The sequence below is a fragment of the Aliivibrio salmonicida LFI1238 genome, assembly GCF_000196495.1.
Classification (GTDB): domain Bacteria; phylum Pseudomonadota; class Gammaproteobacteria; order Enterobacterales; family Vibrionaceae; genus Aliivibrio; species Aliivibrio salmonicida.
In genome coordinates, this window is the sequence record NC_011312.1 from 1,692,995 (window position 1) to 1,714,067 (window position 21,073).

The 21,073-nt window shown below is 36.5% G+C and carries 25 protein-coding genes and 1 pseudogene; 10 read left to right on the top strand and 16 right to left on the bottom strand.

The annotated features are described in order from the left end of the window. The first annotated feature begins 39 nt into the window (after positions 1–39). Together VSAL_RS08425 and VSAL_RS08430 are read left to right on the top strand one after the other, a co-directional pair. Positions 40–1,074, top strand: coding sequence for an extracellular solute-binding protein (locus VSAL_RS08425; protein ID WP_044583254.1), 1,035 nt, complete (start codon positions 40–42; stop codon positions 1,072–1,074). A 182-nt stretch (positions 1,075–1,256) separates the two neighbouring features. Next, entirely contained in the window at positions 1,257–2,300 is a 1,044-nt protein-coding gene (locus tag VSAL_RS08430; protein ID WP_012550231.1) for an extracellular solute-binding protein, read from the top strand. A gap of 88 nt (positions 2,301–2,388) precedes the next feature. Here VSAL_RS08430 and cobB read toward each other — a convergent pair whose 3' ends face one another. After that, positions 2,389–3,102, bottom strand: a complete 714-nt coding sequence (cobB, locus tag VSAL_RS08435; protein WP_012550232.1) for a Sir2 family NAD+-dependent deacetylase — start codon at positions 3,100–3,102, stop codon at positions 2,389–2,391. A gap of 203 nt (positions 3,103–3,305) precedes the next feature. Here cobB and VSAL_RS08440 point away from each other — a divergent pair, with 203 nt between their 5' ends. Beyond that, positions 3,306–4,217: a LysR family transcriptional regulator gene (locus VSAL_RS08440; protein WP_012550233.1), complete on the top strand. Its 912-nt coding sequence runs from the start codon at positions 3,306–3,308 to the stop codon at positions 4,215–4,217. Positions 4,218–4,456: 239 nt separating this feature from the next. Then, the gene (locus tag VSAL_RS08445; protein WP_012550234.1) at positions 4,457–5,677 is read left to right on the top strand and encodes a NupC/NupG family nucleoside CNT transporter; all 1,221 of its coding nucleotides are present in this window, start codon (positions 4,457–4,459) and stop codon (positions 5,675–5,677) included. Positions 5,678–5,757: 80 nt separating this feature from the next. Here VSAL_RS08445 and VSAL_RS08450 read toward each other — a convergent pair whose 3' ends face one another. The 7 genes from VSAL_RS08450 to VSAL_RS08480 all read right to left on the bottom strand — a co-directional run bounded on the left by VSAL_RS08450 (position 5,758) and on the right by VSAL_RS08480 (position 9,390). Next, the gene (locus VSAL_RS08450; RefSeq protein WP_012550235.1) at positions 5,758–6,048 is read right to left on the bottom strand and encodes a putative quinol monooxygenase; all 291 of its coding nucleotides are present in this window, start codon (positions 6,046–6,048) and stop codon (positions 5,758–5,760) included. Between the two features lie 117 nt (positions 6,049–6,165). Next, positions 6,166–6,477 carry a cupin domain-containing protein gene (locus tag VSAL_RS08455; protein WP_012550236.1) on the bottom strand — a complete coding sequence of 104 codons (312 nt, stop codon included), beginning with the start codon at positions 6,475–6,477 and terminating at the stop codon, positions 6,166–6,168. 12 nt (positions 6,478–6,489) lie between these two features. Beyond that, complete coding sequence (locus VSAL_RS08460) at positions 6,490–7,146, bottom strand: QnrAS family quinolone resistance pentapeptide repeat protein (RefSeq protein WP_012550237.1); 657 nt, start codon at positions 7,144–7,146, stop codon at positions 6,490–6,492. 434 nt (positions 7,147–7,580) lie between these two features. Further along, positions 7,581–7,997, bottom strand: a complete 417-nt coding sequence (locus VSAL_RS08465) for a hypothetical protein (protein ID WP_012550238.1) — start codon at positions 7,995–7,997, stop codon at positions 7,581–7,583. 260 nt (positions 7,998–8,257) lie between these two features. Continuing rightward, the gene (locus VSAL_RS08470; protein WP_197535561.1) at positions 8,258–8,551 is read right to left on the bottom strand and encodes a hypothetical protein; all 294 of its coding nucleotides are present in this window, start codon (positions 8,549–8,551) and stop codon (positions 8,258–8,260) included. 87 nt (positions 8,552–8,638) lie between these two features. Then, complete coding sequence (locus VSAL_RS08475) at positions 8,639–8,968, bottom strand: DUF4144 family protein (protein WP_012550240.1); 330 nt, start codon at positions 8,966–8,968, stop codon at positions 8,639–8,641. Positions 8,969–8,985: 17 nt separating this feature from the next. Next, the gene (locus tag VSAL_RS08480) at positions 8,986–9,390 is read right to left on the bottom strand and encodes an NUDIX hydrolase (RefSeq protein ID WP_012550241.1); all 405 of its coding nucleotides are present in this window, start codon (positions 9,388–9,390) and stop codon (positions 8,986–8,988) included. Between the two features lie 173 nt (positions 9,391–9,563). On the opposite strand from VSAL_RS08480, the gene VSAL_RS08485 reads away from it, so the two are divergent. Then, positions 9,564–10,544 carry an esterase/lipase family protein gene (locus tag VSAL_RS08485; protein ID WP_231850817.1) on the top strand — a complete coding sequence of 327 codons (981 nt, stop codon included), beginning with the start codon at positions 9,564–9,566 and terminating at the stop codon, positions 10,542–10,544. Between the two features lie 17 nt (positions 10,545–10,561). On the opposite strand, the gene VSAL_RS08490 is transcribed toward VSAL_RS08485, so the two are convergent. From VSAL_RS08490 to VSAL_RS08500, 3 genes are all read right to left on the bottom strand, one after another. Further along, complete coding sequence (locus VSAL_RS08490; protein ID WP_012550243.1) at positions 10,562–11,065, bottom strand: YgjV family protein; 504 nt, start codon at positions 11,063–11,065, stop codon at positions 10,562–10,564. Between the two features lie 153 nt (positions 11,066–11,218). After that, complete coding sequence (locus tag VSAL_RS08495; RefSeq protein ID WP_044583255.1) at positions 11,219–13,162, bottom strand: transglycosylase SLT domain-containing protein; 1,944 nt, start codon at positions 13,160–13,162, stop codon at positions 11,219–11,221. A 90-nt stretch (positions 13,163–13,252) separates the two neighbouring features. Beyond that, positions 13,253–13,516, bottom strand: a complete 264-nt coding sequence (locus tag VSAL_RS08500; protein WP_231850818.1) for a hypothetical protein — start codon at positions 13,514–13,516, stop codon at positions 13,253–13,255. Positions 13,517–13,730: 214 nt separating this feature from the next. On the opposite strand from VSAL_RS08500, the gene VSAL_RS08505 reads away from it, so the two are divergent. Further along, the gene (locus tag VSAL_RS08505; RefSeq protein ID WP_012550246.1) at positions 13,731–15,068 is read left to right on the top strand and encodes a carbohydrate-binding protein; all 1,338 of its coding nucleotides are present in this window, start codon (positions 13,731–13,733) and stop codon (positions 15,066–15,068) included. A 44-nt stretch (positions 15,069–15,112) separates the two neighbouring features. Here the strand turns inward: VSAL_RS08505 and VSAL_RS08510 are convergent, their stop codons facing one another. Both VSAL_RS08510 and VSAL_RS23830 read right to left on the bottom strand, forming a co-directional pair. Next, positions 15,113–15,514, bottom strand: coding sequence for a DUF3465 domain-containing protein (locus VSAL_RS08510; RefSeq protein ID WP_012550247.1), 402 nt, complete (start codon positions 15,512–15,514; stop codon positions 15,113–15,115). 47 nt (positions 15,515–15,561) lie between these two features. Then, positions 15,562–15,699, bottom strand: a pseudogene (locus VSAL_RS23830) (arginase family protein); the annotation flags it as partial. Positions 15,700–15,792: 93 nt separating this feature from the next. Here VSAL_RS23830 and VSAL_RS08515 point away from each other — a divergent pair. Then, positions 15,793–16,674, top strand: a complete 882-nt coding sequence (locus VSAL_RS08515) for an IS982-like element ISVsa6 family transposase (protein WP_012548944.1) — start codon at positions 15,793–15,795, stop codon at positions 16,672–16,674. An 8-nt stretch (positions 16,675–16,682) separates the two neighbouring features. On the opposite strand, the gene VSAL_RS08520 is transcribed toward VSAL_RS08515, so the two are convergent. Next, entirely contained in the window at positions 16,683–17,321 is a 639-nt protein-coding gene (locus VSAL_RS08520) for a hypothetical protein (protein WP_044583257.1), read from the bottom strand. 529 nt (positions 17,322–17,850) lie between these two features. Between VSAL_RS08520 and VSAL_RS08525 the strand changes: the two genes are divergently transcribed. Together VSAL_RS08525 and VSAL_RS08530 are read left to right on the top strand one after the other, a co-directional pair. Next, positions 17,851–18,093 carry a hypothetical protein gene (locus VSAL_RS08525; RefSeq protein WP_012550248.1) on the top strand — a complete coding sequence of 81 codons (243 nt, stop codon included), beginning with the start codon at positions 17,851–17,853 and terminating at the stop codon, positions 18,091–18,093. A gap of 88 nt (positions 18,094–18,181) precedes the next feature. Further along, complete coding sequence (locus tag VSAL_RS08530; protein ID WP_044583258.1) at positions 18,182–18,508, top strand: DUF3316 domain-containing protein; 327 nt, start codon at positions 18,182–18,184, stop codon at positions 18,506–18,508. A 24-nt stretch (positions 18,509–18,532) separates the two neighbouring features. Here the strand turns inward: VSAL_RS08530 and VSAL_RS08535 are convergent, their stop codons facing one another. After that, entirely contained in the window at positions 18,533–19,414 is an 882-nt protein-coding gene (locus VSAL_RS08535; protein WP_012548944.1) for an IS982-like element ISVsa6 family transposase, read from the bottom strand. 126 nt (positions 19,415–19,540) lie between these two features. On the opposite strand from VSAL_RS08535, the gene VSAL_RS08540 reads away from it, so the two are divergent. Further along, a complete protein-coding gene (locus VSAL_RS08540) occupies positions 19,541–19,933 on the top strand; it encodes a hypothetical protein (RefSeq protein ID WP_012550249.1) in 393 nt (130 codons plus the stop codon). Positions 19,934–20,047: 114 nt separating this feature from the next. Here the strand turns inward: VSAL_RS08540 and VSAL_RS08545 are convergent, their stop codons facing one another. Continuing rightward, a complete protein-coding gene (locus VSAL_RS08545) occupies positions 20,048–21,040 on the bottom strand; it encodes an MBL fold metallo-hydrolase (protein WP_012550250.1) in 993 nt (330 codons plus the stop codon). Positions 21,041–21,073: the final 33 nt, after the last annotated feature.

Below are 21,073 nucleotides of genomic sequence, written 5' to 3' on the forward strand. Positions count from 1 at the left end.
CATGTCTTCTTTTTTATCACTCTAATGGAGAGTCAATCAATGAACAAAATGGCTGCGTTTTTTACTGGAACCGCCTGCGCTTTAGCAATAACAATGAATGTTGCACACGCAAAAGAAAATGATGAATTGGTATTCATGAACTGGGGACCATACATCAACAGTAATATTATCGAAGAATTTACTAAAGAGACTGGAATTAAGGTGATCTATTCTACCTACGAGTCTAACGAAACCTTATATGCAAAAATGAAAGCGCATAACAAAGGTTATGATTTAGTGGTTCCATCAACGTACTTTGTCGCAAAGATGCGTGATGAAAAAATGCTTCAACCTATTGATAAATCAAAAATATCAAATTTTGATGGTTTAGATACTAACTATTTAAATAAACCTTTTGACCCTCAAAACGAATACTCAATCCCACACGTAGTCGCCATTACAGGTTTAGCGGTCAATACTGACATGTATGATCCCGCTGACTTTAATAGCTGGGCTGATTTATGGAACCCAGAATTTGAAGGCCAATTAATGTTAATGGATGATACTCGTGAAGTATTCCATATTGCATTACGTAAATTAGGTTACTCAGGTAACTCTACCAATCCTAAAGAAATTGATGAAGCCTACGCTGAGTTGCAAAAACTAATGCCAAATGTATTAGTCTTTAATTCAGATAACCCAGCCGCTCCCTATTTAGCAGGAGAAGTTGGCCTTGGTATGCTTTGGAATGGTTCTGCCGCCGCAGCACAAGCTGAAGGATTACCAATTAAACTGATCTTCCCTAAAGAAGGCGGTATTGGTTGGGTAGACAATTTTGCAATCCCTGCTGGCGCAAAAAATGTAGAAGCATCTCATAAAATGATAAACTTCTTACTTCGTCCAGACATTGCTGCCAGAATATCCACGGATACTGGTTACCTAACAGCTGTTCAAGTTTCTAATGACAAATTCAAAGATGTTGCCCCTCTATTTCCATCTCAAGCAGATCTAGATCGCGTCGAGTGGCAATCAGCCGTGGGTAATATGACGGTAAAATACGAAGAGTATTTTTTAAAACTGAAAGCCGGACAGTAGCCTAACCCTTTACTGACCAACTCAATAGCAGCGTTTATCGCTGCTATTTTTATTTTTACCATTCAAATATCCTTTCTTTTTTGTAAATACATTTCCATTTCTTATAAAGCCATGATGTTCATCGCAAAAATTGCTATACTGTTTAGCTATTAGTAACACTCCCCATCTTATAGGAGAAGGAAATGAAAAAGTGGACAACTCTCGTCTCTACAGGACTGTGCGCTGCAGCCTTAATCGCTGGTAATGCACAAGCTGCAGATAAAGAGCTCTATTTTTATAACTGGTCAGAATACATTCCTAACGAAATTTTAGAAGACTTTACAAAAGAAACTGGTATTAAAGTCTATTATTCAACTTATGAGTCTAATGAAAGCATGTACGCTAAATTAAAAACTCAGGGTTCTGGATATGATCTAGTCGTTCCTTCTACTTACTTTGTGTCTAAAATGCGCAAAGAAGGCATGCTACAAAAAATTGATAAAACAAAACTGCCGCATTTTAAAGATTTAGACCCAAATTACTTAAATAAACCATTTGATCCAAACAATAACTATTCTATCCCATACATTTGGGGAGCGACGGGTATTGGCGTCAACGCTGATATGATGAACCCTGCAGATCTTCATTCTTGGAATGATTTCTGGGATGAGAAATGGGAAGGTCAGTTAATGATGATGGATGACTCTCGTGAAGTGTTCCATATCGCATTAACTAAACTTGGTTATTCAGGAAATACAACAAACCCAGATGAAATTAAAGCGGCTTATGAAGAGCTTAAAAAACTAATGCCAAATGTATTAGTCTTTAACTCTGATTTCCCAGCAAATCCATACCTTGCTGGTGAAACAAGCGTAGGTATGCTTTGGAATGGCTCAGCTTATATGGCTCGTGAAGAAGGGGCAAACATTCAGATCGTATGGCCAGATAAAGGCACGATTTTCTGGATGGACAGCTTAGCTATCCCATCAGGAGCTAAAAACATCGACGCGGCACACCAAATGATGGATTTCTTACTTCGTCCAGAGAACGCAGCTAAAATTGCTTTAGAGATTGGTTACCCTACGCCAGTTAAATCAGCATATCCTCTTCTTCCTAAATCGTTTGCAAACGATCCAAACATCTTTCCACCACAAGAAGTGATGGACTCAGGTGAATGGCAAGATGAAGTCGGTAAAGCAAGCGCACTTTACGATGAGTATTTCCAACGCCTAAAAGTTGATATGTAATAGTTCATGTATCATTAAAACAAAAAGCCAATGATTATATTCATTGGCTTTTTTATTTAATAAGAGAAAATAACCGACAAAGTAAACGTTATACTTCTAATAATTCAGAAACAAGTTCAGGCACTAACACCCCCGCTTTCCCATAACGCTTTTCTTCAAACTCATCTTCAACAGCACTTGCTTCAAGATTAATTTCAATGGTATGTGCACCATGTAATGTGGCTTCATGAACAAAGCCAGCAGCAGGGTAAACAGAACCTGATGTACCAATAGAAATAAACAAATCTGCCTGACTTAATAGATCGTGAATTCTTCCCATTTCAAGAGGCATTTCACCAAACCAAACAACATGAGGACGCAACTGCGCAGGGATCTGGCAACAATGACACAAATCACCAGTCTGTATATCATCAGTACAAGCAATCACTTGATTCGATTCTTCACAGCGAATCTTATTGAGTTCACCATGCATATGAATCACATTTTTACTTCCACCACGCTCGTGTAAGTCATCAATATTTTGAGTCACAATAGTAACGGTCCCATCGAGTTCTTTTTCTAATCGAGCTAATGCTTTATGTGCCGCATTTGGTTGAATAGCATCACTCTTTAATAACGCTCGACGTTTATTATAGAAATCTTGAACCAAATCAGGATCCTTGAAAAAACCTTCCGGTGTCGCTACATCTTCAATTCGGTGATTTTCCCATAAGCCATCACTGGCGCGAAATGTTTGAATCCCAGATTCAGCGGAAATACCAGCGCCAGTTAAAATCACAATATTCTTATATGGAAAAAGCATGTCATCATCCTTTATTTATTCTAAAACACGTATTATTTCTACAGACTATCAACAAGATCAATCAGTTAAATATAACATAACACAAAAATATCACTATCACTTGTAAGGGCATCTAAAAACAAAATCATAACTCACTTTATTCAATTGCATTGAACACTTACAATTAGTCAAACGTTGGTCAATTACCATTAATCGAGACGCTCATGTTAAAGCAAGCCAAACAAATGATTGTGTTCAACGCACTACATCAACAACAAAGCTTTACTAAAGCTGCTCAACTTCTCGAAATATCTAGAACTCAGGTAAGTAAACAGATCCAGTTGCTTGAAGAACGCTTAGGAGTTCAATTAGTGCAACGAACCACTCGTTCTTTTTCTCTTACCGAAGCGGGTCAATCTTTTGCCGTCCATTGCGCGAATATTGCCGATGAAATCAATGAAGCAGAAAATGAACTGCTTTCTAATGTAGACAATCTACAAGGAAAACTACGAGTCGGTATTGCTCAGTCATTCGCAACCAATCATATTTTGCCTTATCTGTCAGAGCTTCATCAGCGCTACCCTTTATTGAATGTTGAAATTACCTTGTTTGATCATAAAATTGATGTCATCGCAGAGCAATTAGACTTATGGATAGGAGTCATGGACTCTCCTCCTGAAGGATTTGTTGCTCGTCACTTAATTGATTGTCATTTTGTTTTAGTTGCTAGCCCTTCTTACCTTTCGATACAAGGGATCCCTTATCATCCTTATGATTTAAAAAAGCATAATTGTTTAACTTATGTGAGCCGAGAACGTAAAGACAATGTATGGGGGTTTCATAAAGATAACGATAATCTACAAATTAAAGTCTCAGGGAATTATCGCATTGATTCAGCTGATGCGATTCGGAATGCAACAATTGCAGGAAGTGGAATTGGTTACGTTGCAACGTATTTACTGTCTGATGAATTGCGTACCGGTAAGCTGATCCAACTCTTACCCGATTGGGAATTAAATCAGTCGATGCCGTTATATGCCGTTTACCCTCGTCGTAAATTCTTACCTAAAAAAGTCCATGTTTTTATGGAATTTGTTCGTCAGCATATTAATTCAGAGAAAATTGATAATATATAAACGACGAAACATGCAATTATTAGGGATAATATTCAGCCTTATTATCCCGTATAGTAACAACTGACTCTTATATATGTGATAAAACTCTCAATTATTACCTTTTTGATGAATAGACAATCAATTAGCCTTCTTTTTGTTACTCTTATGTACGATCAATAACAACTTGATCCTTGTCACACTTTTATTTTTGACTAGAATACCTTCGCAATCATTACACTAGTTATTATTGGAGTTTGGCTGTGGACTTTCTGGTCAGTATTTTAGGCATTATTAGCCTTTTTACGGTTGCATTTCTTTTTTCTGAAAATCGACAAGCGATTAAGTGGCGCACAGTCTTAGGTGCTTTCTTTATTCAAATCTTGTTTGCCGGTTTCATTCTTTATGTTCCTATCGGTCGCACCATTTTAAACGGCATATCTACTGCAGTTTCAGATATCATTGCTTATGGCCGCGTTGGAACTGAATTCTTATTTGGTGACTTAGCACAATATAAATTAGGTTTTATTTTTGCGGTTAACGTTTTACCAACGATTGTTTTTTTCTCTGCGTTAATTTCTGTGTTGTACTACCTTGGTATCATGGGATGGATAATTAAAACCATCGGTGGCGGGTTACATCGCTTTCTTGGAACCACACGTACAGAATCAATGTCAGCTACCGCAAATATCTTTGTTGGCTCTGTTGAAGCGCCTTTAGTTGTACGCCCTTTCCTTGCAAAAATGTCGCGTTCTGAATTATTTGCTGTAATGGTCGGTGGTCTCGCCTCTGTCGCTGGTGGCACAATGGTTGGTTACGCAGGTTTAGGCGTTGAGTTGCGCTATTTAATTGCAGCGAGCTTTATGTCAGCACCCGCTGGTTTAATGATGGCAAAATTAATTGTTCCTCAAACTGAAGAGATTGATGAGTCTACGCAGTACGAAGAAGAAACCCCTGATGATGCACCAGTAAATATCATTGATGCCGCCTCTCAGGGCGCGTTAAATGGATTACAAATCGTATTTGCTGTTGGTGCCAGTCTATTGGCTATTATTAGCCTTATCGCTCTATTGAACGGTGGATTACATAAGATTGGGATACTGATTGGATTTGACCATTTAAGCTTAGATCTTATCTTTGGCTATTTGTTTGCCCCTGTTGCTTGGTTAATTGGTGTTCCTTGGTCTGAATCCATGGTGGCTGCAAGTTTAATCGGTAAAAAGATTGCCATTAATGAATTTGTTGCCTTTGCGGATTTAATGACAGTCAAAGATCAATTAAGTGAACATTCGCAAGCTATCGTAACGTTCGCTCTATGTGGTTTTGCTAACTTAACGTCTATTGCGATGTTAATGGGAGGATTAGGCGGTATTGTTCCAAGCCGTCGCCCAGATATTGCACGGTTAGGCATGAAAGCTATTTTTGCAGCAACATTAGCAAACTTAATGAGTGCCACAGTTGCAGGCATCTTCTTGTCTTTCTAATCTCACCTCTATGTAAATCATAAAAAAGACACCCTATTCGCGGTGTCTTTTTTTATCTACTACATATAAATAGCGAGATATTAAAGCTTTGTCATCTCATTCAGCACGAATGAAGACACCATGCCTTCTGTTGCTTTTACATAACCAATTAAATGAGCGCTATTTAAGTGATCTTGTAGCAACTCGCGGCTTTCCCACTGCTCATAGAATACAAACACACTTGGATCTTCATTATCTTGGTGCAAATCATATTGAATACAACCCGCTTCCTTAAGCGTCGGTTCAATCAACTTTAGTAGCTCCGCTTTTACGAACTCTACCTTATCATTATGAGCTTCAATTTTTGCTACGATAGTCAGGACATTACTCATGTTATTATTTTCCGTTATTGAATTTAGATACTGTCAGAATATACGATTAAAATTAATAATGTAAGTACGCACCATTTTGATAGCAGGTTACTTTTTATATACCTAACATCCTCTAATTCAATAAAAAACAGCCAACCAAATCGTTAAATTATCGGGATCCGTTTTGCTCACTTTATGCTTTTGATGCGCAGGGATCGTTAAATAATCTCCCTTGCATAACGTTTTCTCTATACCATCATCAAACAAAATGGTACCCGACCCCTCTAATACCAATATCCATTCATTTTCATCTTGGTCATACCAACCAGAGACAGGTGAACTCTGTCCAGAAGATACGATTCTTTCAATACGGACAGCATGAGTACTGACGAGATCCGTAAACACTTCATTCGTTAAATCACTCGGTATATTGTTAAACAGATTATCCATCAAATAGTCCTTTTAGTCAGGCAGTACCACTAATCCTAATGGCTCTAATAATTGCTCTTGTTGCCATGCACAGATCTTAACACCGGTTAAATCAATTCTACGGGGATCTAAACCATCCAATTCACAATGACATAAGTTTGCATCTTGCATTCTAAATTGACCCCACGAGTCTTCAGAGAATGCGCCACGAGAAAGGTCCGAACCCTTAAAAGATGCCCCTTGTAAATTAGCTCCGTTCCATTTGTTCTCAAACAAGTCACATTTCTCGATACATAGGCGTTCAAAATTCGCATAAGACAAATTACACCCCGTAATATAAGCAGAGCAGAAATACATTTGATGACTTATTTGATTAACAAAACTGGCTTGAACAAAATTAGCTCCTTTTAAATCACACTCTCTAAATTCGACACCAAAGCAATTTGCGCCTTTAAAATTAGACATGGTTAAGCGACAGCGTTTAAATGATGCGTCCCTTAAGTCACTGTAATCAAAATGACAACCTTCAATTGCCCCCTGTTCGATAAAAACACAATCAACAAATCGGGAGTCTCTCAGATTGGTTCGATTGAAATCACATCGATAAAACTTACACCCTTCAAAATAGGATTCTCTTAAATCTTGTTTCGAAAAATCCACGTTATCGAATATTTCATTATATTTAGCCATGCTTTACTTCTCCAATTCGTATGAAAGAAGACTACCAGTATCTGAAGTAAAGACCAATAAATATAAAGCATTAAAAAACAACAACTTAAAATCGCCATAAATGGGCATTTAAAGGCGCCAAATAAGCGCTATATGGCATAAAAAACAAAGATAGAACTGCGGCATTGAAAAAGAAAGTTTCATCGAACCTCGTGTGATTTAGCACTACATAAATAATTAACTATAAAGCGCTCTCTTTATTTTATTTCAAGGTATATAGACTTCCTTCTTAAGTTAGACATCGTCATATCGTGATGTGTTTTAGGTCGTCAGCAGAATCGTCGTGTTGATATCACGATCCCTGAATTTGATTACCAAGCTCAAAAGTAAAATAATAAGCTCCAAACTCTCATTTGGAACTTATTGTATTTAACTATAAGTACGTAATTAGTAGATTAACGAATAAGTTGAACATCTTTCTGTTTAATAAATAGAAGAACGTCTGCACTCGGAGAAATGTTCAGCTTGAGTATATTGTCACAGCAATGACCTAATAACTCGGTTGCCTTTGCCTCCCAATCAACACTGCTTTCATTGCTGTCTAATATTGAGTAATAGTATCTTTTGGTACTTCTTTTACTGTAGTAATTGACGACACCGGCTTTATCTAATAGAGACAATTCACTGATCTCGCTTTTACATTTAAATATAACTTCTTCACAAGCAATTTTTTGATGCTGTTCTACAAGCAGTTTAACAAGAATAGATTCAGCAGCAGCACCTAGCGTTATGGTGCTTAAGTAATCTCGCTCATTTAAATATAATTTGATTGCCCTATTTACTTGATGTAATGCAATTGACAAGTTATCCATATTCAATCCTTGAGTATGTAAAAAACACGACTATTAAGTCTAAATACATCATCAAAAATAACTGCAATCACGATCACTAATTTTGAAAAAATCGGTTAAAAAACAATCTAAAAATGACGGTGGCATCAAATATATAATGACGTAATTATCAAGAAAAAGAACACGAACGCATACATTGTCACGATTAAATTTTCTTTGCGTACACTTCTTGCCACAATGTAATTAAATCATTTTCATCAAATTTAAGCAGTAACATCGCTTCAAACGCTTCCATCTATTCGACGCACTTTAGCCGACATCACCGTAACCACTTTATCTGCATCACAAAGGTACTCTTGTACTTTATAGCAAATAGACTCAATGTTTGCTTTAAACCCATTTAAAAACTCTAAATATGAATGGTGATTTGCTTTGTATTCAAGACCATTGGCTTTAACTACAAACTCATCGGCAAAACAAGTGGCAAGATCGGATTCAAAAAGAGTGGTTGATGCCTTTAAGTTTTCTTTATTCCATTCTAACAACTGGATGGCGAGGGTTTTTAATTCTTTCATTTTAATGCTTCTTTTTGGGCTAATTCCTATATAGGACAAACCTATTGGGTTTATGTTCCAAAAAAATACATTAAAAAATAAACCGCTTTAAGATAACGACTTTACCGTGCGGATAGCCTCTAAAATAGAATCAAAGCCAATTTTAGCGACGCAGCATGAACCTAAACTTGATGCATGCGCTTTAACTAATTCAGTGACCTCTTCAAGAGTACTTACTTTATTTGTAGGGATAATCTTCGCGGCATTATCTTTAGGATCATTAAGCATAAATATAGCCCCGATTGAATCGATAAGAACATCATTCTCTTGATAACCTAAATAATGCAATTCAGATTCACGTTCCCATTCCATTATATCTGAAAGATAATCCAACTCAGGATCCCCATCGAACTTTACTATTGCAGGCCAAACTACCATTTTGTGTCTTCCTTGTATTATACAGTGAGTCTATTTTCTTCTATAAGCCAGTCCATCGTAACCACTGTTGCTAATGAACACACATTTAAATCCGTTTGATCGACAAATTTTAACTCTTCAATTTCAGCATCCGCGGCAAGTTCGCCCGTAAATTCAGCAAAATAACAAGTGAGTTGAACTGATACGCCACTTTCTTTTCCGTCAGCTTGGGCAACAAACGTATTCGCATAGTGAATCGTATTAAGACAAAGATCGACAGATAATTCTTCTTTGATTTCTCTTACTAAAGCCTGCTCATCACTCTCGCCAAGTTCTCGCTTTCCACCAGGAAGATAAAACAGCACTTTACCTTTTGAACGAACCGTTAAAAATTTACCGTCTTTAATGTAAATCCAAGCCAGTTTATCGATTACTTTATTCATAAAACCCTCACAGAAATCACTCAATAGAATTTAGCCCTTTCAAGAAAAAGAAAACAAGATAAATTCGGAGGTAGGTCACATTACCTATTAAGTAGATCAATTAAATACCATATTCTAGAGTCAGTAGTATAAGATAAAACCTAATGAATGGAATCATGAAAATAGGTATGTCTATGAATAAATTAAGTATAATGACGCCTGTTCTCGTCAGTGTTAGCTTGCTCTTTCTGCTTTCGGGCTGTGCTTCTACTGAACAAGCCACCACAGTAAAAACGAATCCTAACGTAAAACAATCATTGCAAATACCAGGGCTGAAACATTGCTCGAATACGGAAGATAACACCCTTAATATTGATCCAAATACCCCATTAACGGTTATTGTTCATGGTTGCTTTTCTTCCGCCGGAAAATTTAGAGCGTTATCAGAAGTCTACGATTTGAATGATCAACAAGCGATTTGCTTTGAATACGATGACAGAGATAGCCTCGAAACATCCTCAGGAGAGCTCGTATACGCTCTTAATCAATTATCTAAATACAACCCTAATCAACCGTTACATGTTATTGGACATAGCCAAGGCGGGCTTGTTGCACGAAGAGCATTAACGTTAGACAGAGAAGACAAACAAATCATCCATTCAGAACAGATTAAATTAACCACAGTATCTTCGCCCTTTAATGGCATTAATGCGTCATCACACTGTGGAATTACTTCATTACGAATATTATCACTCGGTATTGTCGATCTTATCTGCTACGCCGTTACGGGTGAGAAATACCAACAAATCCCCCCCAATGTTGATTTTATGACAACACCTGGTGAATTATCGCCATCGGTATCACAACACTTAATTATTAAAACCGATGAACGTAATCAGTGTCGTCGAATGAGCGAAAACCAACGCTGCCTAGAAGATGATTATGTGTTTAGTTTGGAAGAGCAATCAAATACAGCGGTTGACGCCTTCTCTGAGGTAATTCCAATGACAGTGGAAATCGGACATGTGAAAATTGTCGGTAATGAGCAAACCCCACCAACAACACTCATTAATATACTTAGAGATAAAAAGCTTCTGTTAACCAAAGATGGCATTAGTGAATCTGAACAAGCTTCGTTGATAAAAAAAATATATTCAGATACCCGTTATAACTAATTTCATCTTACCTATTTTCATACCATTTCACTCTTACGGTAGTAATGGCGATAATAGCCAATTAAATTACTACCAATAAACAACGTTTCCATAAGAACAGCCGTTGGTGAGCCAATTAAGTAGTTATTTAAAAGCCAGAAACTCGTTCCTACTACCATCAACTCTCTTAAACGCTTATCTTCTTTATTAAAAGCTGCTGCAGTTTGAAAAAGTGAACCTAAACAACTAATTACACTAGTTAGCCCAGAATAAGTGAATGCCGTTGTAAGGATTGATGCGGAATAAAACAGGTATTTTAATTTTGCAGATGTAGAAAAAATACTGATTAAATAACGAATAGTTGCAATAGCCATTAAGCTTGCAGCGGTCCATTGTTCAAGTAGATAAAAATGACTGGAAATTAAAATCCCAGAAAAAAACAAACAAGCAACAATGCTTTTTCTTTCTTTAAACTGAAAAGACATCAAATCGAAAATGATAGCAATTGCCACTAATACTTGAGAAATAAAAAATAATGACATTACATACCCTTTTCATAAACATAAAATATACAACACGTTAGTTTCAATTAATGGTATTTAAAGTAACCATTTAATTCAATACCCCAAAACCATTAATTTCATTTCCTTCGTTTTTTTTACGACAATGCTTCTATTTCCATATTTAATCATACGTTAATATTTTGCATCCAATTCAAAATCACTTATAAAGTTATCTTTAATGCCTAATATACGACGATAATATTCTTCAAACATTAAAATGTTTTTCACATACGTCCGAGTTTCTTTAAAGGAAATCGATTCTATAAACCCTATCGTATCGAGCTCTTCACTTGCGAGCCTTCGCCATTCAGCCACCATTGTTGGTCCCGCATTATAAGCAGCAAACGCTAAAATACGATTATTGTTATAGTGCCTTATTAAACGACTTAAATAGCGACTGCCAATAGCGATGTTTTTTTCTGCTATAAATAAGTCGGAACGAGTTTTGTAAGGCAACGTATAAAGCGTCGCCATATAACTAGCGGTACTTGGTAATACTTGCATTAATCCTAGCGCACCAACTGGAGAGTGAGCATTAGGGTTAAACCCGCTCTCTTGCCTTGTCAGTGACATTAACGTAATTGGATTTACCTTGTACTTACCCCCATAACGCGTAAACAATGAGTAATAACGAACAGGGAAACGCAATTCAATGTGATCCCATAGCCCTCCTCTAAATGTACTTTCAAGTGAAAATTCATCCCATCCTTCATTTCTCGCATAAGTCGCAAGTCGAGCTCTATCCTCATAACTGGCTCTTGCAATTAAATATCGCCACTGACTTTTAGCGGCGGCATCTTTACCTAAGGCAAGCAACTCCTTAACCCTTTCAAGATCAGGATGGTATTGTGCTATTTTTTCGAACTTAGTATCAACACTCGCAATTGGATACGTTATCTCTCGATTTAACGCAATGGCTGCTGCAAAGCTGTATATATGCCGATATCCCAAGATTCGTTTTAATCGCTCTTCACCCTCATTTACTTTCTCTAATGCGATTTCACTTCGAGCCATCCAGTACTGCCAACGATATGTTGATTGTGCTTTATCCGACAAACGCAAAATCCAAAAGTTAATATTCTCCCATTGCGTTTTACGTATCGATAAACGAATTCGTTGTTCAAGTACCTCATCACGATTTGAACGCTTAAACACATCATCTCGCCATTCGATGGTTTCACTATCCGTCGTCTGAAAAAGCCTAACGGCAAGAAATTCAGAGGTAGTTTGGAGTTCGTCTTTCGTATATGAGTAATGGTCATTAATAAATCGGAAAGCTAAATACGCTTTATCGGTGTCTTTCCTTGCTAAATGTCTTAGCATCACTTGTGCGTATTCACGATTAAAAGGCGTCTCAACTTTCTTATCAAATACTGTCGTTATCTTTGTTGGTGTTTGATATAAGCCATACATTTCATTTAAATCCACACGACTTTGTTTATTCGATACCAATTTAATTAGATAAGTAATTAATCTTGGGTTTCTCTCTTCTATCGACAGTAAAGCCCGTCGCTTAATCACATCATCCGTTCTTAACCCTGCTTTTTCCCAATAACTAAAAAGATCATTACATGCATTCGAAACACTTTCGCCATTAAGCCATAAAGATCTCGCGCCTTCAAAAGCAACCTCTTGTTTTCCTTGATGATAAAATGCGGTGTAATAGTAACATTGATAATCTTGATCTCTAGGTGGCGTGGTTTGATAACGGAGCAAGGCTTCCCAGTTCTTAGACGCGATCATTGCATTAAGATAATCCGCACGTATAGACACCGAAAAAGGGTAATCCGCATAGTCTTTCGAGAATTGATTCACTTGCTCAGGGGTTTTATTAGGGAGATCAAACAAGAAAGCACGATAATCGGTATAAGCGGCTAATGAATAGCTATCAATACTGGCGCGTTTCTTATCATAAATAGAGATGTTCTTCTGATTAAACCCTTGTTGTATCGCATCATAGGCGTAACGATTTAACCGCAATTCAGAGGCAGAGAACGCATAAGAAACGTTGCATATACTTACAAAAGCTAATAACCAATGAACTTTACTCGACCGCATTGAAAATCCCTTTTTCATAAATGCACACATTGAGTTTGGTTTAGTTATATCAAATTATCTAGTACTCAAACGTACCATATTTGCAAATACCTAGAATCTAATACTCATTTACTGAAAATTAAGGATCTTTTTGGCCACTATTCTACCTAATGACGATCCAATAAACATAACGGCAATAAAAATGATAACAGCAAAAACATACGCCACTAAAACCGGTACACCAAAGCCCCATGCAAAACTGAATGCCAAGCCAGATAACGCCTCTATCGGCCAATGAATCATGTTTAATGACGAGCCATTAGCTAAAATATAAACCAGACTAACAAACCCAACGACAGCACCAATCATGCCAATACGATCTATTTTATTCATGTAATTTAAACCTACAGTGAAAATAAGCTGCATTTTATAATGGGAAGCTCATCTCCACCAACATAATTAAGCGAATAATCAGTATTTCCTTTATTTACATCCTACCGTGAATACACTCGCAGAACGACGGATGTACGAGTAAAACTCTGACCTATTTTTTGTTTTTTAATACCACTTTACTACACTCATTTTTCATTTTAAAAGGAATGGTAAAGTGACTAAATCAACTCTATTTACACTCACATTGAGCAGTACATTAGTGCTCTCGTCATTACAAACAGAAGCAACACCACAAAAGATAGATAACGTCTCGCCCTCTTCTTCTCCCCCCATAAATGTCATTCATGTGCCTATGTTTGTGAGCTTAGGTTTTGACGATAACGTGGAAGTTGATGGATTAACATGGGTAATAAAACAACTAGAAAGCCACCACAACCCTAAAGGAAACGATCAATACGCAGGGCAACCCTTATCCGCTTCTTTCTTTATGCATTGTGAGCCAGCAAGAGAAAATGAAGACGTAAAATCGTTATGGCGTCAACTCGTTATCGCGAAACATGATATAGGAAACCACACCGACACTCATCCCGACGATAAAGTGAATTATAACCCTCTCCAAGCTTGGATGACTGCAGAACAATGGCAGCAAGAGGTTAAACTCTGCAATACTTTATTAACGCAGAGTTCAGATGACGGTGGCATTGGAGTGAGTAATATTTCAGGATTTAGAGCCCCTTTCATGACCTATAATGACAATACACTCCAAGCTATAATAAAAAACGATATTACTTATGATGTCAGCTTCCCCGCAGGAATAACGCCTGACCAAAATGGCCTGAACAATTATTGGCCGTTTACTCTTGATAATGGCAGCCCATCACACAATCAAGCCGTTAATGGGTGGTGGAAGCCAGCAATAGCTAATTACCCTGGTTTATGGGAAATCCCTCTTCATACGTTAATTGTTCCGCCGGATGACCGACTAGAAGAATATGGATTGAACTACTCACTCAGAGACAAAATAGCAAGCCGTATCAGTTATTTTGATCCAATATCAGGTAAGGACGATAATTTTGATTGGAACCTGTACACGACACCAAATTGGGGGGCCGCCGGGTTAAATGAAAATGACGTTGTTGCTATCTACAGTTACAATCTCGATTTACGCTTAGAAGGCAACAGAGCACCATTAGTTCTTGGATTACATTCTGCATTTTATGGTTATTTAAATGGCCAAGAACATTACGGTATGCCAGAAACGACCGTTGAAAGCCGACAAAATGTATTAACGCGATTCATAACATACGCCTTAACAAAACCAGAAGTGAGATTTGTTAACCATAAACAAATCATCGATTGGATGCGAGACCCACTGCCTTTAACGCTGTGCCCAACTGCAGAATGGAAAACACACGAGGTATATCAAAAAGGCAATACGGTGAACTATCAAGGAAAAATCTGGCAAGCTCAGTGGTGGACACAATTAGAAATACCAGGAATAACTGAAAACTCCCCTTGGGAAATCATAGACGCTTGCACGGCAACACAATAAAAAACCAAGCCTCTTTTTAACAAACAAAAAGAGGCTCATCTTATCTATTCGTAGGTACGCCCATTGTGCTTTAACCATCCATGAGTATGACGATTTCTTGGATCAAGATGAGTCCAATGAACAACACCTCCTTTTCTTGAATATTCATACTCTCCATAAAAGGTCACACTGTCACCTTTTCTTAGGTTTGGAATCCTTGGCGCTAAATCTATATTATGAGCAATAAGGATCGTTAAATTATTATCTAATCGCAGAATGAACTTTTGATGCCTTGAGCCTTTATTATCATCAGGCAATACTCGAACCACCTCACCGACCCCTTCGACTTGAACATCACTTCGCTGTGAATCAAAAGCACCTTTTACATCAGAGTTACTGGCCCATGTAAAAGATGAAAATAAACTAAGAACAAATAAAAAACTGACTATTATACGTTTAACTATCATTGACTCTATTACCTATACAAAACCACACATTTAAAAAATACCTAACACTATGAACGAAACCCCCATACCGCATCGATAAGTTTGATCATCAACTCTTTAGAAACCCCACTCTCATCAAGCTCTGGCATGTATTCAAGAAAATCTATACCGACAAACTTAGCATTAGACGCTAAGTTCTTAACTAACCTGAATTCTGGATAAGGCTGAACTAATTGCCCACCTAACGATCAGATCTTTCGACCAAGAATTATTTGAACGTATTTTAAAAGGTGGGCAAGATGAATAAATTAGTTGATATATTTTGTGATGTCGATGATTTTTGTTATCAATTCTTATCTCAATGGGAAAAATACCTTGTTGAGGCTAGTGAGAGAAAAAGAAAACGTCAGTCAGTAATGTCTACTAGTGAATGTATGACTATTGTCATCGCTTTTCATCAATCAAATCATAGAGATTTCAAGAACTTCTATATCGGGTTAGTTCATCAATATTGGAAAGGATACTTTCCAAATTTACTTAGCTACACTCGATTTGTGAGCAAAATGCCTAGCCTAATCGCCCCAATGTGTGCCTATTTTCAATCTATCAAAGGTAAGCCGACTGGCATTGCTTTTGTTGACTCCACGAGTCTTAAAGTATGCCATAACATTCGAATTCCTCGCCATAAAGTCTTTGATGGTGTTGCGAAAAGAGGAAAAGGTACCATGGGATGGTTTTTCGGCTTCAAACTTCATTTATTGATTAACCATCTTGGAGAAATTATTTCGCTGAAAATCACAGCTGGCAATGTAAATGATAGGACTCCTGTACCTGATTTATGCAAAGAACTCTCGGGGAAATTGTACGCTGATAAAGGGTACATAGGTAAAAAGTTGAGTGAGAGCTTAAAGAACTCTGATGTCGATTTAGTGACTACCTCGCGAAAAAACATGAAAGCAAAAGAGATAAGTGCTTTTGATAAGGCTATGTTATCAAAGAGATACATTATCGAAACGATAAATGACCAATTGAAGAATATCTCTCAAATTGAACATAGCCGTCATCGTAGCGTGACTGGTTTCATGCTAAATGTAATTTCAGGCGTTGTGGCTTATTGTTTAAAAAAACAAAAGCCACGAATTAAGCTATCAGAATGTGAATTTGAACTAATCCTCGCTTAAAGCATGTTTTATCCAGAATTCAGGTTAGATATTTTAAAATCATAAATTAAGCGATCACTATTTCTCACCCACCAATTAAAAATAAAGACGATACCGACTACTTTTAGTATCACACTAATCACCGGAACTGGCGATATCTCAAGATCATTTAATAGCTTACTAAAACTACGAATTTGATAATGAATGTAGTATCTAATGTTGAGTTTAGTAATCGTTAGTTCAGAATAAAATTGAGTTACCCCATTAGGACCAAAGCCCGTTAATTGATCTTTTGTTTTACGATCCGCCAACTGCAATAGTGACTCTTTACTGACGTTAAAAGAAGCCAGAGTTCGATGATTAACATCGACAGAAAACCAGTTAGTATCCGTTTTATCACCCAAATAGGTCGTTAAGGAGTCCTCTAATACCTTTAATTGTTTGTTTTGTTCAAACAAGGTTTGAGCCAATAATGCTTTAACTTGTGAATACTCATTTTTAGAAAAGAAATGCTGTTCAGGAAGATGTTTTATTTCTTCTCCAATATCTGAGGCTGACTTAGAAATAGAAACAGGAGTATAAGTATTTACGCCCCAGTTCGTAGCATGACTAAGGGCAGATAAAAATAGAGAACACATTAAAACAATGAAGCAAATAATTTTATTCATAGTATAACTAATTAATATGGAGATACTGCTCAGTATATATTTCTTATCTAGAATACTATAATAAAAAAACATCATGACTCATCATTACAGACTTATAAAAAATTATAATTAACAATTACATAATGTAATTAAACAGATAATTATTTTAAATGATACCAAGCGCCTATATTTTAATCATAAAACAAAACATTATTTCAAAAAAATTAAATTTAATAAAAATAAAGTCATTAATCGATGCATATAAGATTATAATCTCAAACATTCTCCTTCTTACCTTATCTTTTAACTACAATTAGCAGCCATCGACTATTTTCCTATCCATTCAACCCTACGTCTCTTATTTACAGTCTTAGAAAAATCATCCTCCCCTAATCTAACGCCTTCAATTACACATAATCCCTCCATCAAAAAAATACGTTAACCTTATTCAAAAATAATTAAACAATAGTGATAGACAAGGTAATTAGTTTAGATTACATTAATATGAACTAAACAGTTTAGTTCATAACTTAAATAAGAGAATCACATTATGTACAATAAAATAAAATCATTAACATGTAGCCTTTTACTTATACTTTCTTATAGTGCTACCGCAGCAGATGGGGATTTCACAGGTAACATTAAATTCATGGAGAAAGAATCTAATCCTATTCAGATCCAACGATTTGATGTACCAAATACGGCTAAAAACTACAACTCTGGAATTAAGGTGATAACAGAAATAAAACACCTAACGTTTGTAGAGAAACTTGAATCAGCACGAGATAAGTAACCAACAAACACTATGTTCGTCGCGTGATATTCATATCACACACTCAATCGCATTCAGTGTATTCGTACATCATGTAAAGGATAATATTATGAAAAAAAATATTTTAACTCTGTTAATCTCAGTATCTATTTTTGTTGGTTTACCCGCTCAAGCACATTACGCAACGAAACTTGAACATGCGAAAGTTCAGGGTACCTCGTATGAATCAAAGGATGATGCTTATAAATATGGTCTTACTAAGATACAAGAGCTTCAAACACTGTCTTCATATCAATTAAATAAAAAACTAAGTAATAATATATTTGATAAGGCCGATTCTAGTTCATTAAAGCTGACTAACTCTTATGTAACCGTAAAAGAATTTACTAACGCTGAAGGTGATTTACTTTATAAACCCACGGTAAATATTAGTTAACCTGAATTCTGGATAAAACATGCTTTAAGCGAGGATTAGTTCAAATTCACATTCTGATAGCTTAATTCGTGGCTTTTGTTTTTTTAAACAATAAGCCACAACGCCTGAAATTACATTTAGCATGAAACCAGTCACGCTACGATGACGGCTATGTTCAATTTGAGAGATATTCTTCAATTGGTCATTTATCGTTTCGATAATGTATCTCTTTGATAACATAGCCTTATCAAAAGCACTTATCTCTTTTGCTTTCATGTTTTTTCGCGAGGTAGTCACTAAATCGACATCAGAGTTCTTTAAGCTCTCACTCAACTTTTTACCTATGTACCCTTTATCAGCGTACAATTTCCCCGAGAGTTCTTTGCATAAATCAGGTACAGGAGTCCTATCATTTACATTGCCAGCTGTGATTTTCAGCGAAATAATTTCTCCAAGATGGTTAATCAATAAATGAAGTTTGAAGCCGAAAAACCATCCCATGGTACCTTTTCCTCTTTTCGCAACACCATCAAAGACTTTATGGCGAGGAATTCGAATGTTATGGCATACTTTAAGACTCGTGGAGTCAACAAAAGCAATGCCAGTCGGCTTACCTTTGATAGATTGAAAATAGGCACACATTGGGGCGATTAGGCTAGGCATTTTGCTCACAAATCGAGTGTAGCTAAGTAAATTTGGAAAGTATCCTTTCCAATATTGATGAACTAACCCGATATAGAAGTTCTTGAAATCTCTATGATTTGATTGATGAAAAGCGATGACAATAGTCATACATTCACTAGTAGACATTACTGACTGACGTTTTCTTTTTCTCTCACTAGCCTCAACAAGGTATTTTTCCCATTGAGATAAGAATTGATAACAAAAATCATCGACATCACAAAATATATCAACTAATTTATTCATCTTGCCCACCTTTTAAAATACGTTCAAATAATTCTTGGTCGAAAGATCTGATCGTTAGGTGGGCAATTAGTTCAGCCTTATCCAGAATTCAGGTTAGTTATACATTTAAATACAGGAATAATTAGGATGATAAATAGAATACCGTTAGCCCTTGGCGCTGGTTACCTTGGTTCTATTGCAAATATACTCGTAATTTCGTTAATCAACATTACCACTAATGATGATTTTAGCCTTGATAAAAACTTTGTTTACAAACAGGTTTTTTGGGGAGGTTTGTGGGCTATTCTTTATTGCCTTCCTGTTTTGAAAAACCAATGGATAGTAAAAGGGATCGTGGTTTCTGCATTAGCTAGTTTTTGCACCTTTTTCATATTCCAAAGTATCCCGTTGAATGCTTTGAATATTATTCGAGCATTTATTGTTAATATGATATTTTGGGGTGGCATTTCATCTTTTATTTACCACAAAGCCATTACGTCACAAGACAACAACAAAACACCGTCATCTAAAAAATCATAGTTTTTTATTAATACAGTAACTCAATGATATAAAGCACCAATATTTTTGGTGCTTTAATTTTTCAAATACTAGATTACTGTTATCTCTATTTTTAACACAAAGACTGTAGCAATATTAAAACGTCAGTGAATCCCCTTGCTCTGGAAAGATAAAATTCACACCAAGATCGTTCGCATCGGCTAATTGCTTCTGAATAATAACTTTTGGATCTTCACTGTTTTTTAAGCTGTACTTAATGTGGCTTATCACGACATCTAGCCCTTTTAACGAGCCTTTTCCATTCATGTTTTCTAACACCGTCAGTTCTTTAATTAACCAATTTGGTGTTAAATGTCCGAATAAGGACTTGTCAGGCGTTTTATTGGTAAAAGAAACTTCAATAATAATGCCTTTCAATTTACCTTGTTCTACAAAAGGAGCCAATGTTGTCCACACGGTTTTTAATGCTGAGCTTTTTTCAACGTCATCGGGGCCAGTATCACCAAAATAGGCAAATACATCCCCTTTTTGATCTTTTAAAATAAATGCCGTCGATTCTCCACCAGAATGAGAAAGTGGTAATGCCATTATGCTCATTGTTGTATCTGAAATCGCATTCCATGTCGTTGGTACCAGATCGACGTAATTGTATTTGTTAATCTTAAAACCACTGCCTTTATTGCCAAAGTTTGGCCATGCAGACCAATTAAAGTAGTTATTCATCAGATCACGATTGGTCGCTTCTAATCCATAAATAGGTTTTTTACTGTCATCAGGGGAAGATATAATTAACCCCGCAACATGGTCTAAATGCCCATGACTGATCAAGTATCCCTTAATCTTATCATTTAAAAGGTAACCTACTTTGCTGTAAGGCGAATCATCAGGTAAATCAATATTTTTAAACGCGCCTTTTTGCTCTGCTACAATCAATCCATTCACTACAGAGCCGGCATCAAGCATGACAAAATTAGAATCTTGATCGCTCTTAATTAAAAAAGCCGTTAAATTGCCATCTTGAATCCCTCCCTTACTGCCTAGAGTAACGGTATCAAAGCTGCTTGATTGAACCGTAAAAGACAGCACAGACAAACACGTAAAGAACACGACTAATTTACTTTTAAACATATCCAACCTTATTTATTTCGCACACCCTTGTGC

What these genes read in the sequence shown, in the direction of transcription:
- VSAL_RS08530 (WP_044583258.1), top strand. Translation starts at nt 18,182, where the DNA reads ATGAAAAAAAATATTTTAACTCTGTTAATCTCAGTATCTATTTTTGTT.
- VSAL_RS08450 (WP_012550235.1), bottom strand. Translation starts at nt 6,048, where the DNA reads ATGAGTAATGTCCTGACTATCGTAGCAAAAATTGAAGCTCATAATGAT.
- VSAL_RS08540 (WP_012550249.1), top strand. Translation starts at nt 19,541, where the DNA reads ATGATAAATAGAATACCGTTAGCCCTTGGCGCTGGTTACCTTGGTTCT.
- VSAL_RS08455 (WP_012550236.1), bottom strand. Translation starts at nt 6,477, where the DNA reads ATGGATAATCTGTTTAACAATATACCGAGTGATTTAACGAATGAAGTG.
- VSAL_RS08460 (WP_012550237.1), bottom strand. Translation starts at nt 7,146, where the DNA reads ATGGCTAAATATAATGAAATATTCGATAACGTGGATTTTTCGAAACAA.
- VSAL_RS08430 (WP_012550231.1), top strand. Translation starts at nt 1,257, where the DNA reads ATGAAAAAGTGGACAACTCTCGTCTCTACAGGACTGTGCGCTGCAGCC.
- VSAL_RS08480 (WP_012550241.1), bottom strand. Translation starts at nt 9,390, where the DNA reads ATGAATAAAGTAATCGATAAACTGGCTTGGATTTACATTAAAGACGGT.
- VSAL_RS08490 (WP_012550243.1), bottom strand. Translation starts at nt 11,065, where the DNA reads ATGTCATTATTTTTTATTTCTCAAGTATTAGTGGCAATTGCTATCATT.
- VSAL_RS08510 (WP_012550247.1), bottom strand. Translation starts at nt 15,514, where the DNA reads ATGATAGTTAAACGTATAATAGTCAGTTTTTTATTTGTTCTTAGTTTA.
- VSAL_RS08475 (WP_012550240.1), bottom strand. Translation starts at nt 8,968, where the DNA reads ATGGTAGTTTGGCCTGCAATAGTAAAGTTCGATGGGGATCCTGAGTTG.
- VSAL_RS08500 (WP_231850818.1), bottom strand. Translation starts at nt 13,516, where the DNA reads ATGAATAAAATAGATCGTATTGGCATGATTGGTGCTGTCGTTGGGTTT.
- VSAL_RS08470 (WP_197535561.1), bottom strand. Translation starts at nt 8,551, where the DNA reads ATGAAAGAATTAAAAACCCTCGCCATCCAGTTGTTAGAATGGAATAAA.
- VSAL_RS08515 (WP_012548944.1), top strand. Translation starts at nt 15,793, where the DNA reads ATGAATAAATTAGTTGATATATTTTGTGATGTCGATGATTTTTGTTAT.
- VSAL_RS08425 (WP_044583254.1), top strand. Translation starts at nt 40, where the DNA reads ATGAACAAAATGGCTGCGTTTTTTACTGGAACCGCCTGCGCTTTAGCA.
- VSAL_RS08535 (WP_012548944.1), bottom strand. Translation starts at nt 19,414, where the DNA reads ATGAATAAATTAGTTGATATATTTTGTGATGTCGATGATTTTTGTTAT.
- VSAL_RS08495 (WP_044583255.1), bottom strand. Translation starts at nt 13,162, where the DNA reads ATGAAAAAGGGATTTTCAATGCGGTCGAGTAAAGTTCATTGGTTATTA.
- VSAL_RS08440 (WP_012550233.1), top strand. Translation starts at nt 3,306, where the DNA reads ATGTTAAAGCAAGCCAAACAAATGATTGTGTTCAACGCACTACATCAA.
- VSAL_RS08520 (WP_044583257.1), bottom strand. Translation starts at nt 17,321, where the DNA reads ATGAATAAAATTATTTGCTTCATTGTTTTAATGTGTTCTCTATTTTTA.
- VSAL_RS08545 (WP_012550250.1), bottom strand. Translation starts at nt 21,040, where the DNA reads ATGTTTAAAAGTAAATTAGTCGTGTTCTTTACGTGTTTGTCTGTGCTG.
- VSAL_RS08525 (WP_012550248.1), top strand. Translation starts at nt 17,851, where the DNA reads ATGTACAATAAAATAAAATCATTAACATGTAGCCTTTTACTTATACTT.
- VSAL_RS08465 (WP_012550238.1), bottom strand. Translation starts at nt 7,997, where the DNA reads ATGGATAACTTGTCAATTGCATTACATCAAGTAAATAGGGCAATCAAA.
- VSAL_RS08485 (WP_231850817.1), top strand. Translation starts at nt 9,564, where the DNA reads ATGAATAAATTAAGTATAATGACGCCTGTTCTCGTCAGTGTTAGCTTG.
- cobB (WP_012550232.1), bottom strand. Translation starts at nt 3,102, where the DNA reads ATGCTTTTTCCATATAAGAATATTGTGATTTTAACTGGCGCTGGTATT.